Source organism: Xanthomonas sp. BRIP62409 (genome assembly GCF_003992965.1).
Lineage (GTDB): Bacteria > Pseudomonadota > Gammaproteobacteria > Xanthomonadales > Xanthomonadaceae > Xanthomonas > Xanthomonas euroxanthea.
Genome location: NZ_QEZJ01000031.1, coordinates 68750 through 83864 on the forward strand (window position 1 = coordinate 68750; position 15115 = coordinate 83864).

General features: G+C 66.2%; 16 protein-coding genes. 9 read left to right on the plus strand and 7 right to left on the minus strand.

Annotation, left to right across the window (positions count from 1 at the left end; genetic code table 11):
* Positions 1–18: 18 nt before the first annotated feature.
* The 7 genes from EO170_RS18850 to EO170_RS18885 form a co-directional block, all read right to left on the minus strand.
* Positions 19–462, minus strand: coding sequence for a ClpXP protease specificity-enhancing factor (locus EO170_RS18850; RefSeq protein WP_104582164.1), 444 nt, complete (start codon positions 460–462; stop codon positions 19–21).
* Between the two features lie 78 nt (positions 463–540).
* On the minus strand, positions 541–1176 hold the full coding sequence (locus EO170_RS18855; RefSeq protein ID WP_024939278.1) for a glutathione S-transferase N-terminal domain-containing protein: 636 nt from the start codon (positions 1174–1176) through the stop codon (positions 541–543).
* A gap of 1048 nt (positions 1177–2224) precedes the next feature.
* On the minus strand, positions 2225–2983 hold the full coding sequence (locus tag EO170_RS18865; protein WP_164740223.1) for a cytochrome c1: 759 nt from the start codon (positions 2981–2983) through the stop codon (positions 2225–2227).
* Positions 2976–4235, minus strand: coding sequence for a cytochrome bc complex cytochrome b subunit (locus tag EO170_RS18870; RefSeq protein ID WP_104649060.1), 1260 nt, complete (start codon positions 4233–4235; stop codon positions 2976–2978). Before EO170_RS18870 ends, EO170_RS18865 begins: the two co-directional genes overlap by 8 nt.
* Positions 4235–4879 carry a ubiquinol-cytochrome c reductase iron-sulfur subunit gene (petA, locus tag EO170_RS18875; protein WP_026064126.1) on the minus strand — a complete coding sequence of 215 codons (645 nt, stop codon included), beginning with the start codon at positions 4877–4879 and terminating at the stop codon, positions 4235–4237. Before petA ends, EO170_RS18870 begins: the two co-directional genes overlap by 1 nt.
* Positions 4880–5256: 377 nt before the next feature.
* Positions 5257–6246 carry a lytic transglycosylase domain-containing protein gene (locus EO170_RS18880; protein WP_126947338.1) on the minus strand — a complete coding sequence of 330 codons (990 nt, stop codon included), beginning with the start codon at positions 6244–6246 and terminating at the stop codon, positions 5257–5259.
* Positions 6247–6295: 49 nt separating this feature from the next.
* Complete coding sequence (locus tag EO170_RS18885; RefSeq protein WP_126947341.1) at positions 6296–7264, minus strand: WYL domain-containing protein; 969 nt, start codon at positions 7262–7264, stop codon at positions 6296–6298.
* A gap of 98 nt (positions 7265–7362) precedes the next feature.
* Between EO170_RS18885 and EO170_RS18890 the strand changes: the two genes are divergently transcribed.
* The 9 genes from EO170_RS18890 to EO170_RS18930 all read left to right on the plus strand — a co-directional run bounded on the left by EO170_RS18890 (position 7363) and on the right by EO170_RS18930 (position 15114).
* Entirely contained in the window at positions 7363–7977 is a 615-nt protein-coding gene (locus EO170_RS18890; protein ID WP_126947344.1) for a glutathione S-transferase family protein, read from the plus strand.
* 69 nt (positions 7978–8046) lie between these two features.
* On the plus strand, positions 8047–9501 hold the full coding sequence (miaB, locus tag EO170_RS18895; RefSeq protein ID WP_126947347.1) for a tRNA (N6-isopentenyl adenosine(37)-C2)-methylthiotransferase MiaB: 1455 nt from the start codon (positions 8047–8049) through the stop codon (positions 9499–9501).
* 246 nt (positions 9502–9747) lie between these two features.
* Entirely contained in the window at positions 9748–10113 is a 366-nt protein-coding gene (locus EO170_RS18900; RefSeq protein WP_126947349.1) for a hypothetical protein, read from the plus strand.
* A gap of 191 nt (positions 10114–10304) precedes the next feature.
* Positions 10305–11294, plus strand: a complete 990-nt coding sequence (locus EO170_RS18905) for a PhoH family protein (RefSeq protein ID WP_126945495.1) — start codon at positions 10305–10307, stop codon at positions 11292–11294.
* The gene (locus EO170_RS18910; protein WP_126947352.1) at positions 11291–11845 is read left to right on the plus strand and encodes a hypothetical protein; all 555 of its coding nucleotides are present in this window, start codon (positions 11291–11293) and stop codon (positions 11843–11845) included. Before EO170_RS18905 ends, EO170_RS18910 begins: the two co-directional genes overlap by 4 nt.
* Positions 11846–11868: 23 nt before the next feature.
* Positions 11869–12354, plus strand: coding sequence for an rRNA maturation RNase YbeY (ybeY, locus tag EO170_RS18915; RefSeq protein WP_104582154.1), 486 nt, complete (start codon positions 11869–11871; stop codon positions 12352–12354).
* Positions 12354–12872, plus strand: a complete 519-nt coding sequence (locus tag EO170_RS18920) for a hypothetical protein (protein ID WP_119131417.1) — start codon at positions 12354–12356, stop codon at positions 12870–12872. Before ybeY ends, EO170_RS18920 begins: the two co-directional genes overlap by 1 nt.
* Positions 12873–12967: 95 nt before the next feature.
* A complete protein-coding gene (locus tag EO170_RS18925; RefSeq protein ID WP_016901625.1) occupies positions 12968–13846 on the plus strand; it encodes a transporter associated domain-containing protein in 879 nt (292 codons plus the stop codon).
* 14 nt (positions 13847–13860) lie between these two features.
* Positions 13861–15114 (plus strand): DUF4105 domain-containing protein, encoded by a 1254-nt coding sequence (locus tag EO170_RS18930; RefSeq protein WP_241239474.1) that lies wholly within the window; start codon positions 13861–13863, stop codon positions 15112–15114.
* Position 15115: the final 1 nt, after the last annotated feature.

The window sequence follows — 15115 nt, forward strand, 5'->3', positions numbered from 1 at the left end:
GTGCGCGCCCGCTGCCGGTTACTTGACCACGCGCAGATGCGGACGCTTGCCGGCAGCCGGCGGCTCGTCCGGCGTGGGCGCACCCGGCGGCGGCGACGCACCCGGATCCGGCGGTTCGGTGCTGGTACCGGGGATATCGTCCGGCAAGGCCATGCCCTGCCCCGTCTCGCGCGCATATACCGCCAGGACGGCGGCCATCGGCACCATCACCGGATAACTGACGCCGCCAAAGCGCGCGGTGAACTGTACGCTTTCGTTGTCGACCTGCAGCCCGACCACGGCGCGCTCGGCGATGTTCAGGACCACACGGCCGTCCTTGACCGCACTGGCAGGCACCTGCACGCCGGGCAGTCCTGCGTCCACCAGAACGTGCGGCGTCATGCCGTTGTCGTTGATCCATTCGACCAAGGCCCGCAACAGGTACGGGCGATGGCTGGTCATGCGGGGGAAATCTTCGCTCATGGCGTCATTTTACCCGCACACGGCCCGCAGCGGCGGCTGCGCGATGCGGCGTCGGTCTGTTGGCATACAGCCGTCGCATCAGCCTGGCAGGTCGCGCAGTTTCTTTTCCTGATCGGTCAGGCTGCGGATGAAGCCGGGATTGCGGAAGATCCGGTTGCCATAGTCTTCGATCGCCTTGCCATCCTTGGGCAGCCCGATCTCCAACGCGTCCAGTCGCCAGATGATCGGCGCCATCGCGCAATCGGCCAGACTCATTTCCGGATTGAGGAAGAACTTGCTGGCCTTGAACAGCGGCACCGACGCGGTGAGCAGTTCCTTCAGGCGCTTGCGGCCGGCTTCGGCCTGGGTCTTGTTGCCGAGCTGGATGGCCTGCACCTGCGGCACCCAGTCGTGCTCGATCCGCAACATCGCCAGACGCAGGCGCGCGCGAGAGAGCGGGTCGACCGGCATCAACGGCGGATGCGGGTAGCGCTCGTCCAGGTATTCGCTGACCACCGATGCGGCGTACAGCACCAGGTCGCGTTCGACCAGGGTCGGGACCGAATGATAGGGATTGAGATCGATCAGATCTTCCGGGGGATTTTGCGGGTCGACCGGCACCAGGTCGTAGGTCACCCCTTTCGCCGCCAGGACCAGACGGACCCGGTGGCACAACACGTCGTCGTTGGACGAAAACAAAGTCAAGGTATTCCGCATACGCACACTCGTCGCCATTCAAGGCTCTCCGACGACCGGAATCCGCCGGCCGCATCGGCGCGGCCGGCCCAACGCCGACCGTCACCACGGTCCTTCGAGTGTGCAATCACGTCACGCAAAAGCCAAGGGTGATAGGGCCTCAAAAACACCAACTGGCCATATTGTGGCGTTCAATGTCTGGCGCGGCCGGCGATGACGCGTCATCGGCAGGGTCCGCAGCGGATCTGCGGATTCTGTGCAGGCCCTTGCACGCCCACCATCGCGAGACACGCCGCAAGTACGTCCTTGACGCTGCGAGTTGGCTGCAGGGCCCTTGCCCGCCCACCATCGCGGCACACGCCGCAAGTACGTCCTCGACGCTGCGAGTTGGCTGCAGGGTCCTTGCCCGCCCACCATCGCAGGACACGCCGCAAGTACGTCCTCGACGCTGCGAGTGTGCTGCCGGGCCCTTGCCCGCCCACCATCGCAGGACACGCCGCAAGTACGTCCGTGTAGGCTCCGGCGCGGCATCCATGCCGCTCAGGGTCCCGCGACGGTGAGCGGGCAAGGACCAGTGGAGAGGTTCGGTGTGCATGGGAAGAGCAGTGCTGGATGCGCCTTGTTCGATCATGAAGCACCGGTTGCACGTCTGATGCACACCGCACGACAGGCAGCTTTTCGGATGAGCGCCGACCAACTGTCTGGTGGGTGTCCTTGCCGGTTGCGGGGCCGTGTGGCGGCATGGATGCCGCCACACGGCCCCGCAAGGGACGGGTTCACGGCGTGTCCCGCAAGCGGTGAGGGCGCCGCGCCCTCGACGTTGGGAGTGTGCTGCAGGGCCCTTGCCCGCCCGCCGTCGCGGGACACGCCGCAAGTAGGTCGATGTAGGCTCTTGAGTCGATCTAGGCTCTTGAACGGCGTCCATGCCGCTCAACGACTGCGCCACCGCCGACGGACGCGGCCCAGGCCCGGAATCGGCAAATAGCATGCGCACGCCTGCCCTGCGCAGCGCCTGCATGCACCGGGCGATCGGTTGCTATTCCTGGGCGGCCGCGGCATTGCGCGCCGCCTCGGGTTCACCGCACGATCAATGCACGTCCTTCCAGTATTCCTTCTTGAGCAAGTAGGCAATGAAGGTGAGCAAGACCAGGAACAGGATCACCCACACGCCCATGCTTTGCCGTTTCAGCGCCGCCGGCTCGCCCGCGTACTCGAGGAAGTTGGCGATGTCGCGCACGGTCTGGTCGAACTCCACTGGCGTCTGTCGCCCGGGCTGGCCGAGCTTGAGCGCCTGCACCGGCTTGTCGCCGGTCGCCTTGTCGGGCGGGCCGAACTGCGCCTGCTGCAGTCCTTGCAGCTCCCACAGCGGATTGGGCATGGACGCATTCGGGAACAACTGGTTGTTCCAGCCCAGGGGGCGGGTCTGATCCAGGTAGAACGACTTGAGGTAGGTATAGACCCAGTCGGTGCCGCGCACGCGGGCGATCAGGGTCAGGTCCGGCGGCGCCTTGCCGAACCACTTGGCCGCCGCATCGTGCGGCATGGTGCCTTCGATGTGTTCGCCGATCTTGGCGCCGGTGAAGTTGAGGTTGGTCATGACCTCTGCTTCGCTCAAGCCCAGATCGCTGGCCATGCGCGAATAGCGCAGGTACTTCAGCGAGTGGCAGCCGGAACAGTAGTTCATGAACAACTGCGCGCCACGCTGCAGCGAGGCACGGTCGCTCAGGTCATTGCCGGCCTGCTGCACCGCACCGCCTTCGGCCGCAATCGCACCGCCGCCAATGAGCAGCCCGCACAGCAGGGCGACCAGGCGCGACGTCCATGACCTCACGTTGGAATTAGTCATGGGTGGTCACCCGCTCCGGCACCGGCTTGGTCTTGTCCAGCCGCGTCCACACCGGCATGGTGATGAAGAAGGCGAAGTAGAGGAAGGTCAGCACGCGCCCGACATAGGTTTCGTGCGCGTCGGTGCCGGGGCCGGAGCCGATCACGCCCAGCCACACGAAGCACACCACCAGCACGCCGAGCGCGACCTTGGAGATCCAGCCACGGTAGCGAATCGAGCGCACCTTGGCCCGATCCAGCCACGGCACCAGGAACAGGATCGCGATCGCCGAGAACATCACCAGCACGCCGCCGAGCTTGTTAGGCACAACCCGCAACATCGCGTAATACGGCGTGTAGTACCAGACCGGCTTGATGTGCTCGGGAGTCACCAGGCGATTGGCCTCGGTGAAGTTGTCGTGCTCCAGGAACAGGCCGCCAAACGCCGGCGCGAAGAAGATGATGAAGGCCGCGATCAACAGCAGAAAGCCGACCCCGACCAGATCCTTGACCGTGTAATACGGGTGGAACGGGATGCCGTCGGCCGGCTTGTGCGCGTCCCAGCGGTTGCCCTTCGGCCCCTTCTTGATGTCCACGCCATCGGGATTGTTGGAACCCACTTCATGCAGCGCGCCGATGTGCAGCACGATCAGCAGCAACAGCACCAGCGGCAGCGCGATCACGTGCAGCGCGAAGAAGCGGTTGAGCGTGGCATCGCCGGGCAGGTAGTCACCCATGATCCATTCGGTCAGCCCGTTGCCGATCACCGGGATGGCACCGAACAGCGAGATGATGACCTTGGCGCCCCAGAACGACATCTGACCCCACGGCAGCACATAACCCATGAAGGCTTCGGCCATCAGCACCAGGTAGATCAGCATGCCGAGAATCCACACCAATTCGCGCGGCTTCTGGTAGCTGCCGTACATCAGCCCGCGGAACATGTGCAGATACACCACGATGAAGAACAGCGAGGCGCCGGTGCTGTGCATGTAGCGGATCAGCCAGCCCCACTCCACGTCGCGCATGATGTATTCGATCGAGGCGAATGCATCGGCGGCGCTGGTCTTGTAGTGCATCGTCAGGAAGATGCCGGTGACGATCTGGTTGACCAGCACCACGATGGCCAGCGAGCCGAAGTAGTACCAGAGGTTGAAGTTCTTCGGCGCGTAGTACTCGCTGACATGCTTGCGATACATGGGCATCAGCCCGGGCGCGCGTTCGTTGACCCAATCGAACACACCGTTGGCGGTACGGACCAGGATATTGCTCATCAGGCAGCCCCCGTGCTGTTGGCCGACGTACCGGCACCATCGGGATCGACGCCGATCACCAGGGTGTTGTCGTCCACGTAGTGGTGTGGGGGCACCAGCAGATTGATCGGTGCCGGCACGCCGTCGAAGACGCGGCCGGACATGTCGAAACGCGACTTGTGGCAGGGGCAGAAATAGCCGCCCTTCCATTGCGGGTCGTAGGGCTCGGGGCGGATCTCGGCGACCATTTCCGGCGAGCAGCCCAGATGCGTGCACAGCCCGACCAGCACCGAGATGTCGGACTTGATCGAGCGGTATTCGGGATTCTTCAGTACATAGTCCGGCTGCTGGTCCTTGTTCTCGGACTTGGGATCCTTGAGCCGGTCATCCAGCGATGGCAGCGCGTCGAGCATCGCCTTGGAGCGCTTGACGATCCAGATCGGCTGACCGCGCCATTCCAGAACCAGCCGTTGCCCCTCCTGCAAGGCGCTGATGTCGGCAGTCACCGGGGCACCGGCCAACTTGGCGCGTGCACTGGGATTCCACGACTTCACGAACGGAACTGCGACAAATCCTGCTCCGACCGCACCGACCACGGCCGTTGTCGCGGTCAAAAACCGACGACGCCCGATATCCGCAGGTGCGTTAACCCCATCGTTGGCCATCCGGCTCTCCGATCTTGATTAGGTAGCGTGAGGCTGCCAACGGCTGGCGGGGGGTCCAGCCGCGATGAATCGACCGCAGTGTAGCGGAACGCTTAATACACAGACAACGCAATGTACGCAGTCGGACCGGCGCAGTGCAAACACCGGATGCAGGCGCGCGCCGATTGCATCACGTGCCAGCCTGGCACAGGACCGACAGCTGTGACGCAGTGCTGGCATCGACCCTGCACCAGCCGAAGACCTGCTGCGCGTGGGCTGCGGCATCGCGCAGCCGCGAAGGCTGCCTGCGCGACGTGGTGGCCGCCCGACATCCGTCCCGATTGGTTGCGGTCAACGCAGGCCGAAGCGGGCAGCGCATGCGTGCGAAGGCACGCAGCTCAGTTGGCTGCCGTGGCCTGCCCACGATAGCGTCCGGCCAGCAGGCCGACGCGTTGCACGTAGCGCTGGGTCTCGCTGTAAGGCGGCACGCCACCGTAGCGATCCACCGCGCCCTCGCCCGCGTTGTAGCCGGCAGCAGCGAGCGTGAGATCGCCGTTGAAGCGCTTCAGCAACCACGAAAGATATTGCACGCCACCGCGAATATTTTGCGTTGCATCATAGGCATCGCTGACCCCGAAGCGGCGTGCGGTCCCGGGCATCAACTGCATCAACCCCTGCGCGCCGGCACGACTCAGTGCCAGCGGGTTGTAGGCCGACTCGGCATGGATGATCGCGCGCACGATCGCCTCCTCGACCCCGAACTCGCGCGCGGCCGCAGTGATTTCCTGCTGGTAGGCGTTGGTATTGAGCCGGATCGCGCCGAAATTGACGCCCGGCTTGGCCCCGCAGGCGTAACAGGTTTCGATGAAGCTGTAGTGGATGGTGCGCAGGCCCTGGATGCTGGCGACCTGGCGCGGGCGCGCACTGGTGTAATGGCGCACGCCATCCTTCATGTAGGAATAGACCTGCCCGCTGACCACCCGGCGCGGATTGACCGCGGCGGCAGCGGGCGGCTGCACGATCGACGACTCCGACACCGGCTGCGCGCGCGGCCTCAGCGCCGAGGCGAGCTCGGCAGCGCGAGGAGGCGGTTGGCTGGCCGGCTGGCTGATGATCGTGGCCGGCGCGCCACTGTCGATCGTGGCGCTGCTGCGCGCCGGGTTGGCGGCCACCCCCGGCGTCGGCCGAAGCGTGGACGGCGCGGCGCGGCGCGCGGACCGGTCCGGGGTGTAGCTGCTGATGACGCTGCAGGTCGCCCCGCTCTGGCGCTTGCTCAGGTAGCTGGTGATCCCGTCGCCGCTGACGCACTTGTACAAGGTGCCGGCGCTGGCCGGCGCCGCCGACAACGTGACAACTAGCAGCCCCAGCGCTCTTGACATCCCCTTCATGCGGCGGAGTGTCCCAGCTTGGCCCGAGCTTGCCAAGTGGCTGCCGCGGTTATCCGGGCAGTTGCTCCAGCCGCGTCCGCAACGCATTCAGCGCCTGGGTCAGGGGTGCACGCACGGCCTGCGGGGAGATCGCATCGAAGGGTAGATCGAGCAGCAGCAGGTTGGCCGCCAGGGCCGGCATGCTCGGTGCGCCCAGGCCCAGCCAGCAATGTGCCGGCCCGTCGGCTTCCAGCGCGCCCAGCCAGGGCGGGATGCGCGCGGCAAGTGCGTCCAGCGTGCCGTGCAGGCGTACCCGCGCCCGACACGGAAACGGCGACTCGCCGATCGCCTTGCGCAGGAGTTGCAGCGGCTCCTCCGGCAACGCGCGCGCGGCGAACCGGGCGCCGGTCGCGCTGGCCTGGTCGATCCGGTCCGCCCGCAGGGTACGCCAGTCCTGACGCTCGCAGTCCCAGGCCAGCAGGTACCAGCGCCGCCCGTAGTTCACCAGCAAGGCCGGCTCCACGCAGCGCGTGATCGGCGCGCCGGAATGCCGGCGATAGTCCAGCCGCAGCGTAGCCCGGTCGCGGCAGGCGCTGGCCAGCTGCGCCAGCAGTGCCGCATCCACCAAGGCACCGGCGTCCTCGGTGATCGGCAGACTGGCCGTGGCCGCATGCGCGGCACTGGCACGCTGGCCGCTGCTCCGCGGCAACAACGGATCGAGCTTGCGCAGCACCCGCGCCGCCGCCGCATCCAGGCCGCGCATCACCGGAGCCGCTGCGCGCAAGGCGATCGCCACGGTCAGCGCTTCGTCCTCTTCAAACAACAGCGGCAGGGCCGCAGCGCCCTGCCCCAGCTGATAACCGCCTCCGGCCCCGGGCGCGGCCTGCACCGGGTAGCCCAGCTCGCGCAAGCGCTCGACCGCGCGCCGCACGCTGCGCGGATGCAGTTCCAGGCGCTCGGCCAGCGCCGCACCGGACCAAGTCCGGCCGCCTTGCAGCAGAGCGAGCAGACGCAACAAGCGGGCAGCGGTCGAAGCCATCGCGCTACCGTATTGCGGACAGGAACTGTCCGCAATGGCTGCGTAGGATGGCGCTGGCACCGCGGCCCATGCCTGCCGCATCCACCAAGGAACCTGCAATGTCCGACCAGCGCCACATCACCCTGTTCCACAATCCCCGCTCGCGTTCGCGCGGCGTGCTGGTGCTGCTGGAAGAGCTCGGCGCCAGTTACGACCTGCAGATCGTCAATCTGGAAAAAGGCGAGCAACTGACGAGCGACTACCTGGCGATCAACCCGATGGGCAAGATTCCGGCGATCCGGCACGGCGACAGCGTGGTCACCGAGCAGGGTGCGATCTACCAGTACTTGGCCGAGCTGTATCCGGAAGCCGGCCTGTCGCCGGCCCCGGGCGATGCCGATCGCGGCGCCTACCTGCGCTGGCTGGCCTTCTACGGCTCGGCGTTCGAGCCGGCAATCATCGACCGCGCGCTGAAGCGCGACGCGCCGCCGCGCGCGATCTCGCCCTACGCCGACTGCGACACGGTGCTGCAGGTGATCGATGCGCAACTGGCCAAGGGCGACTATCTCTTGGGCGAACGCTGCAGCGCGGCCGATGTGCTGTGGGGCGGCGCGCTGGGCTGGATGCTCGATTTCGGCCTGATCGATCCGCCTGCCAGCACCCGCGCCTACATCGCCCGCATGGCCGACCGGCCGGCGTTTGCACGTGCCGAGGCGACCAACGCCAAGGCCTGACCAGGCGGACGGGCCCGGCGCAAGCGGGTAAACTGTGCGGCTATCTTCTACCCGCCTGGAATAAGCGCCATGCCCGGGACATCCGTTTCCGACCTGTCCGCGGCCACCGCCGTGGACGCACCTGCCCTGTTGCCGCTGCCGGTGGCCCGCCCGTCGGCGCCTGCCGTGGTGCGCGGCAAGCTCTACATCAAGACCCACGGGTGCCAGATGAACGAGTACGACTCGGCCAAGATGGCCGACGTGCTCGCCGCCTCCGAGGGCCTGGAGCTGACCGACAACCCCGAAGACGCCGACGTGGTGCTGGTCAATACCTGCTCCATCCGCGAGAAGGCGCAGGAAAAGGTGTTCAGCCAGCTCGGCCGCTGGAAGGCACTGAAGGCCGGCGGCAAGCCGGTGATCATCGGGGTGGGCGGCTGCGTGGCGTCGCAGGAAGGCGAGGCCATCGTCAAGCGCGCGCCCTACGTGGATCTGGTGTTCGGCCCGCAGACCCTGCATCGCCTGCCGGAGCTGATCCGCGCGCGGCGCGAATCGGGCAAGTCGCAGGTGGACATCAGCTTTCCGGAAATCGAGAAGTTCGATCGCCTGCCCGAGCCGCGTGCCGATGGCCCGTCGGCATTCGTGTCGATCATGGAAGGCTGCTCCAAATACTGCTCGTTCTGCGTGGTGCCCTACACCCGCGGCGAGGAAGTCAGCCGGCCGTTCGAGGACGTGCTGGTGGAAGTGGCGCAACTGGCTGCGCAGGGCGCGCGCGAGATCAACCTGCTCGGCCAGAACGTCAACGCGTATCGCGGCGCGTACGGCGCCGATGCCGGCGATGCGGCGCAGTACGCGGATCTGGGCCTGCTGATCCGCACCATCGCGCAGATCGACGGCATCGGCCGTATCCGTTTCACCACCTCCCATCCGCTGGAATTTTCCGATTCGCTGGTGGATGCCTATCGCGACGTGCCGCAGCTGGCCAATTACCTGCACCTGCCGGTGCAGGCCGGCAGCGACCGCATCCTGTCGGCGATGAAGCGCGGCTACACCGCACTGGAATTCAAGTCCAAGATCCGCAAGCTGCGCGCGGTACGCCCGGACATTTCGATCAGCTCGGACTTCATCGTCGGCTTTCCCGGCGAGACCGAAGCGGATTTTGAAAAGACCATGAAGCTGATCGAGGACGTGGGCTTCGACCAGAGTTTCTCGTTCGTGTATTCGCGTCGTCCCGGCACGCCGGCATCGGACCTGCAGGACGACACGCCGGAAGCCGTCAAGCAGGCGCGGCTTGCCCGCCTGCAGACGCAGATCAATGCGCACGCCACGCGTATTTCGCAGTCCATGGTCGGCAGCGTGCAACGGGTACTGGTGGAAGGCCCGTCGCGGCGCGATCCGAACGAGTTGACCGGCAAGAGCGAGAACATGCGCCCGGTGAATTTCCCCGGCAACCCGCGCCTGATCGGGCACTTCGTCGATGTGGTGATCACCGAGGCGATGAGCAATTCGCTGCGTGGCCTTATCCAGGTGGACGACAGCGCAAGCTGACGCGGCACGGGCGCCGGCTTGCGTTGGCGCCTTCCGTCAGCGCTCGGTGGCGGATTCGTGGTGGATGACAGAGTGCGTGCTGGTCGGTCGCGACGGTCGTGGTGCTGCCGCCAGCCGCCCGATGCCGCATCTGCCTGCGATGGTCCTTACCTTGCGTGGCTGCGTGCGTGTGTGCAATACGCTGGCACTTCAGCCAGCTCACGCGCGTCACGCCGCGCGCCTCTACTTTCGCGAGCACGCAGCGGCGTGCGCATCGCGCTGAGTCGCCAACTGGCGCTCGAGCGTCGGCAGTGGCCCGGTGACCTGGCGCAGCACTTGTCCATGCTCGGTCTGCAAGCCAGCGACAGCGCGCATCGTTCGCAAGGGCCGCGCAATGCGTTGATCGCGCACAGCGACGACATCGACAGCGACTCGCCTCAGCACGCGGCACGCGGCACGCGGCACGCACGCCGAGTGATCAAAATTTCACCACCCGTCTGCAACACCTTGCGGCACAAGGCGTGCGAGCACTTACCCACAGGCTTTGCCGAATTCGATCCACACCGCTTGTGGACAACCGCCACCGCAGTGGCGATTTTTTCGCCACCTGCCTGCCAGACCTTGTGCGAGTAGGCGCCACAATTTTTATCCACAGGTTAGTGATGCGTGACTCCACAGCGACTGTGGAAAACCCGCGCACGCCGCCGGCCCCGGCCAGACCGGGTGATTGCAGTGCCCGGGCGTGTTGGTGGGATCACACGCTGCGCGCTACCCTCATCTGCCGCCCAACCGACCAGCGCATGCGTGCGCGGTCCGATCCGACCATGAACTCACCTGCACATCGCGACTTCACCCTGGAACCCGACGACATCGAGCGCCTGGCCAATCTGGCCGGCCCGTTCGACGCGCACCTGCGCCAGATCGAACTCAAGCTCGGCGTGGAGATCGCCAACCGCGGCAACATCTTCCGCGTCACCGGCCCGGAGCCGGCGGTCACCGCCGCGCAGTCGCTGCTGACGGCCTTGTACGAGGAAGCCGCCGCCACCACGTTCGACAACCACGCCATCCACCTGCGCCTGAACGATGCCAATGTCGAGCACGTGATCGATCGTTCCTACGTGGCCCAGGACGTGGCGATCAAGGTCAAGCGCGGCACCGTGCGTGGCCGCGGCGCCAACCAGGCCAAGTACCTGCATGCGATTGCCACCCACGACATCAATTTCGGCATCGGCCCGGCCGGTACCGGCAAGACCTTCCTGGCCGTGGCCAGCGCAGTGGAAGCCTTGAACGAATCGCGCGTACAGCGCCTGATCCTGGTGCGCCCGGCGGTGGAAGCCGGCGAAAAGCTGGGCTTCCTGCCTGGCGATCTCAGCCAGAAGGTGGACCCGTACCTGCGCCCGCTGTACGACGCGCTGTACGAGATGCTGGGCGTGGAAAAGGTGGTCAAGCTGCTGGAAAAGAACGTCATCGAGATTGCGCCGCTGGCCTATATGCGCGGCCGCACGCTCAACGATGCCTACGTGATCCTGGACGAGGCGCAGAACACCACCATCGAGCAGATGAAGATGTTCCTGACCCGCCTGGGCTTCGGCTCCACCGCGGTGGTCACCGGCGACCTGACCCAGATCGACCTGCCCAAGCACGTCAAGTCCGGCCTGCGCGACGCGATCGAGGTGCTGCGCGATGTGGACGGCGCCAGCTTCACCTTCTTCGAGGCACGCGACGTGGTGCGCCACCCGCTGGTGCAGCGCATCGTTACCGCGTATGAGAAGCGCGATCAGCAGGACGCCGCTACCAAGAACAACGCTGAATGAAGCTGCGCTTTGCCGGCCTGACGTTGGCAAGCGGATTGCTCGCGGCGGCATCGCTCGATGCCACCGAAGCGCCGCCGGGACCTGGAATCCCCGTTGTGGATCGCGATGTGATCCCGGCGGCGCAAGTGGCGCCCCCCTGTGTATCGCTGGCTGCCGACCACACCAGCATCAGCATTCCAACCACGTACCTGGAGAAACTGGCCGAACAGGCGCAAGGCGATATGCCGGCAGGAAACGAGCGCGCACGATTCGGTGCTTGGCAGCAAGGGCGCAGTGCACGCTGGCTGCTCGATCTACCGGGAACGGTCACCGATGCACGCGGCTGCGAAAGCTCACCGATCCAGCACGCGCACCGCGCAAGCCAGTCACTGGTCGGCGGGCTCCTGGAAAGCGGTATCGCTGCGGTCTGGGTGCATGATCACTCCGGATTCGTTTCAAGGTTGCGGGTGCGGGATTACAATCACGGCTGCGGGCGCGGCCCGATCGGAAGTTCGAGCTACCGCGTGGCCAACGGGCCTGCGGTGATACTGCTGATCACGTGCACGCACTGACCCCAGCCCAGGAAACTCTCCCCATGACCCGTGGACCTGTCCGCCTCGACGTCGCTGTCAGTTACGCGCTGCCGCGCGCCGGCCTGCCGTCGGCGGTGAGTTTTCGCAAATGGGTGGCGGCCGCGCTGAAGGGGCGCATCCGCGAGGCCGATCTGGCGGTGCGCATTGTCGATGAGAAGGAAGGCTGCTCGCTCAACCACCATTACCGTGGCAAGGATTACGCCACCAATGTGCTGAGTTTTCCGGCCGAGTTGCCCGAGGGCCTGCCCAAGGGCATCAAGATGCCGCTGCTCGGCGATCTGGTGATCTGTGCGCCGGTGGTGGCGCGCGAGGCCGCCGAACAAGGCAAGTCGCTGGCCGCCCATTACGCCCATCTGACCGTGCACGGCACCTTGCACCTGCTGGGCTGGGATCACGAGGACGACAAGGAGGCCGACGCGATGGAGCAACTCGAACGCGAGATCCTGGCCGATCTCGGCATCGACGATCCCTATGCGGGAGAGCACTGATGCGGGCCTGTGTCGCCACCGCGGTGCTGTTGCTGGCCTGCTCCGGCGCCTGGGCCCAGACCGCGCCGGTGCGTCCGGACCTGCCGGCCCTGATCGAATGCCGCCAGCGCATCGGCGACTTCAACGCGCTGGCGCCGGTGCTGGCCGACCCGCTCAAGGCGGTCGCGCTAGGCTGGACGCCGCTGGAACAGGCCAACCTGTTCATGACCGAGTACACGCTCAACACGCCGATCAGCGTGTTCGGCCACCGCACCACCCATATCGCGTTTTCCGGCGCCAGCGTCATGGCGCTGCTGGACCTGCCCGACCCGCGCCCGCTGGCCAAGCAGCTGAACCTGGAACTGGGCGTGGATAACGCCGACAAGGTCATGTATGGCCGTGAGCTGGTCAGCGAAGACACCACCAACCCCAAGACCGGCGAGGCGATGATCGAATCGATCGTGCTCAGCGTCTCCAACGTGAAGTCGCATCCGGGCAAGACCGTGGTCGGCTGCGGCTACAGCCTGGACCTGCCCTGACGCGGTGCCCGCCCCGCCCCGTCTACAGCGCCTTAGCGGCTTCCTGTTAGACTGCCTGCTATCGCCTGGTTTGCCGGGTGCCGCCCCCCGTCACGATGTCCGAAGACGACAGTAGCCAATCCCAAGAAACACCCGAAAAACGCCGTAGCTGGCTCGAGCGCCTGAGCGCTGCCTTCTCTGGCGAGCCCCATACCCGCGACGAACTGGTCGCGTTGCTGCGGACCGCCGAACAGGACGGCCTGATCGCCGCAGACACCTTGCGCATGATGGAAGGCGCGATTTCCGTGTCCGAGCTCACCGTGGGCGATGTGATGATCTCGCGCTCGCAGATGGTCTCGCTGCCGGTGGAAGCCCGTTTCATCGACCTGATGAAGCAGGTGGTGGAATCGGGCCATTCGCGCTTCCCGGTGCACGGCGAGAACAAGGACGAAGTGCTCGGCATCCTGCTGGCCAAGGATCTGTTGCGCGGCGTGGTTGCCGACAACGGCCCCGGCAACGTGCGCGAACTGCTGCGCCCGGCGGTGCTGATCCCCGAGTCGAAGAAGCTCAACGTCCTGCTCAAGGAATTCCGCCTGTCGCGCAACCACATGGCCATCGTGGTGGACGAGTACGGCGGTGTCGCCGGGCTGGTCACCATCGAGGACGTGCTGGAGCAGATCGTCGGCCAGATCGACGACGAGCACGACGATGCCGAGGAAGAGAATTCGCTGATCGCCATCCAGGCCGACGGCCGCTATGTGGTCGATGCGCTGACGCCGATCGAGGACTTCAACGAGCGCTTTGGCGCCGACTTCCCCGATGACGAGTACGACACCGTCGGCGGCCTGGTTACCGATGCGATCGGGCATCTGCCGGAAACCGGCGAGGAGCTGACGCTGGGGCGCTTTGCGTTCCGCGTGGCCAAGGCCGATGCGCGGCGCGTGCACGCCTTCCACGTGACCATCCTGCCGCCAGACCCGCAGGACGACGCTTGAACCTTTCGCACCGCATGACTGCTGCAGCAACAGGCCGCGGCAGGGTTCGGCGATGGGCGGCGTCCTGTCTGCTGCTGTTGCTTGCACTGCTGGTGGCGCCTGCCGCCGTTGCCCAGGTCGCCGATCAGGCCCCTGCCCAACCGGCTGCGTCGGCACCGCGTGTCGGCGTGGTCACCATGCAGCCGGGCGAGGTGTTCTTCGAGCGCTTCGGCCACGATGCCATCGTGGTGGTCGATCCGGTCACCGGGCAGGCCACCTCCTACAACTTCGGCTTCTTCGATCCCAGCGAGCCGGATTTCGTTCCGCGTTTCGCGCGTGGCGAGATGATGTACTACCTGGTTGCATTGCCGCTGGACGAAGACCTGCAGCAATATCGCGCGGTCGGCCGCGGCGTCAGCATCCAGTGGCTGGATCTGCCACCGGACCAGGCGCGCGCGCTGGCTGACGGGCTGGCCGTCCGCAGCCGGCCCGAGAACGCGCGCTACCACTACGATTATTTCGTGGCCAACTGCGCCACGATGGTCCGCGACACGCTGGACCGGGCGATGGGCGGCGCATTGAAATCGCAACTGGCCGGGCGCTCGCGTGGCAATACCTACCGCAGCGAGGCAGTACGCCTGGCCTCTCCCGCCCCGTGGATGTGGCTGGGCTTCGACCTGGGCCTAGGGCCGTACGCGGACCGCCCGTTGTCGCGCTGGGAAGAAGCCTTCGTACCGATGCGGCTGGCCGACAGCCTGACCCAGGTCCACAACAGCGCCGGCCGCCCTTTGGTGCAGTCCACGCAGGTGCTGTTGCCGCATCGCATCGCACCGGAGCCGGCCGAACAGCAACGGCACTGGTGGCCATGGTTGCTGACCGGGTTGATCGTCGCCGCCGGCGTGCTGGCGCTCGGTCGCCGGCAGCGCGTGCTCGCCGCTTTCGCCCTGCCGTACTGGCTGCTGTGCGCGATCGGCGGCGGCCTGCTGGTGTATCTGTGGGGCTTCACCGTGCATCAATCGGCCTGGGCCAATCGCAACCTGCTGCTGGTCAACCCGCTGTGCGTGCTGCTGTTGGCCGGCGGCATTGCCCTGCTGCGCGGGCGCCGGCCCGGACGCTGGTTCGACGTGCTGCGATGGGTGGTCGCCGGCTCGGCCCTGCTGGCCCTGCTGATCCACTGGCTGTCGTTCCAGGCGCAGGACAACCTGCAATGGGTGCTGCTGCTGTTGCCCATCCACACCGCGCTCGCCATCGCCTTGCGGCGGCGTGACTTGTCCGTGCGCACGCGCTGAT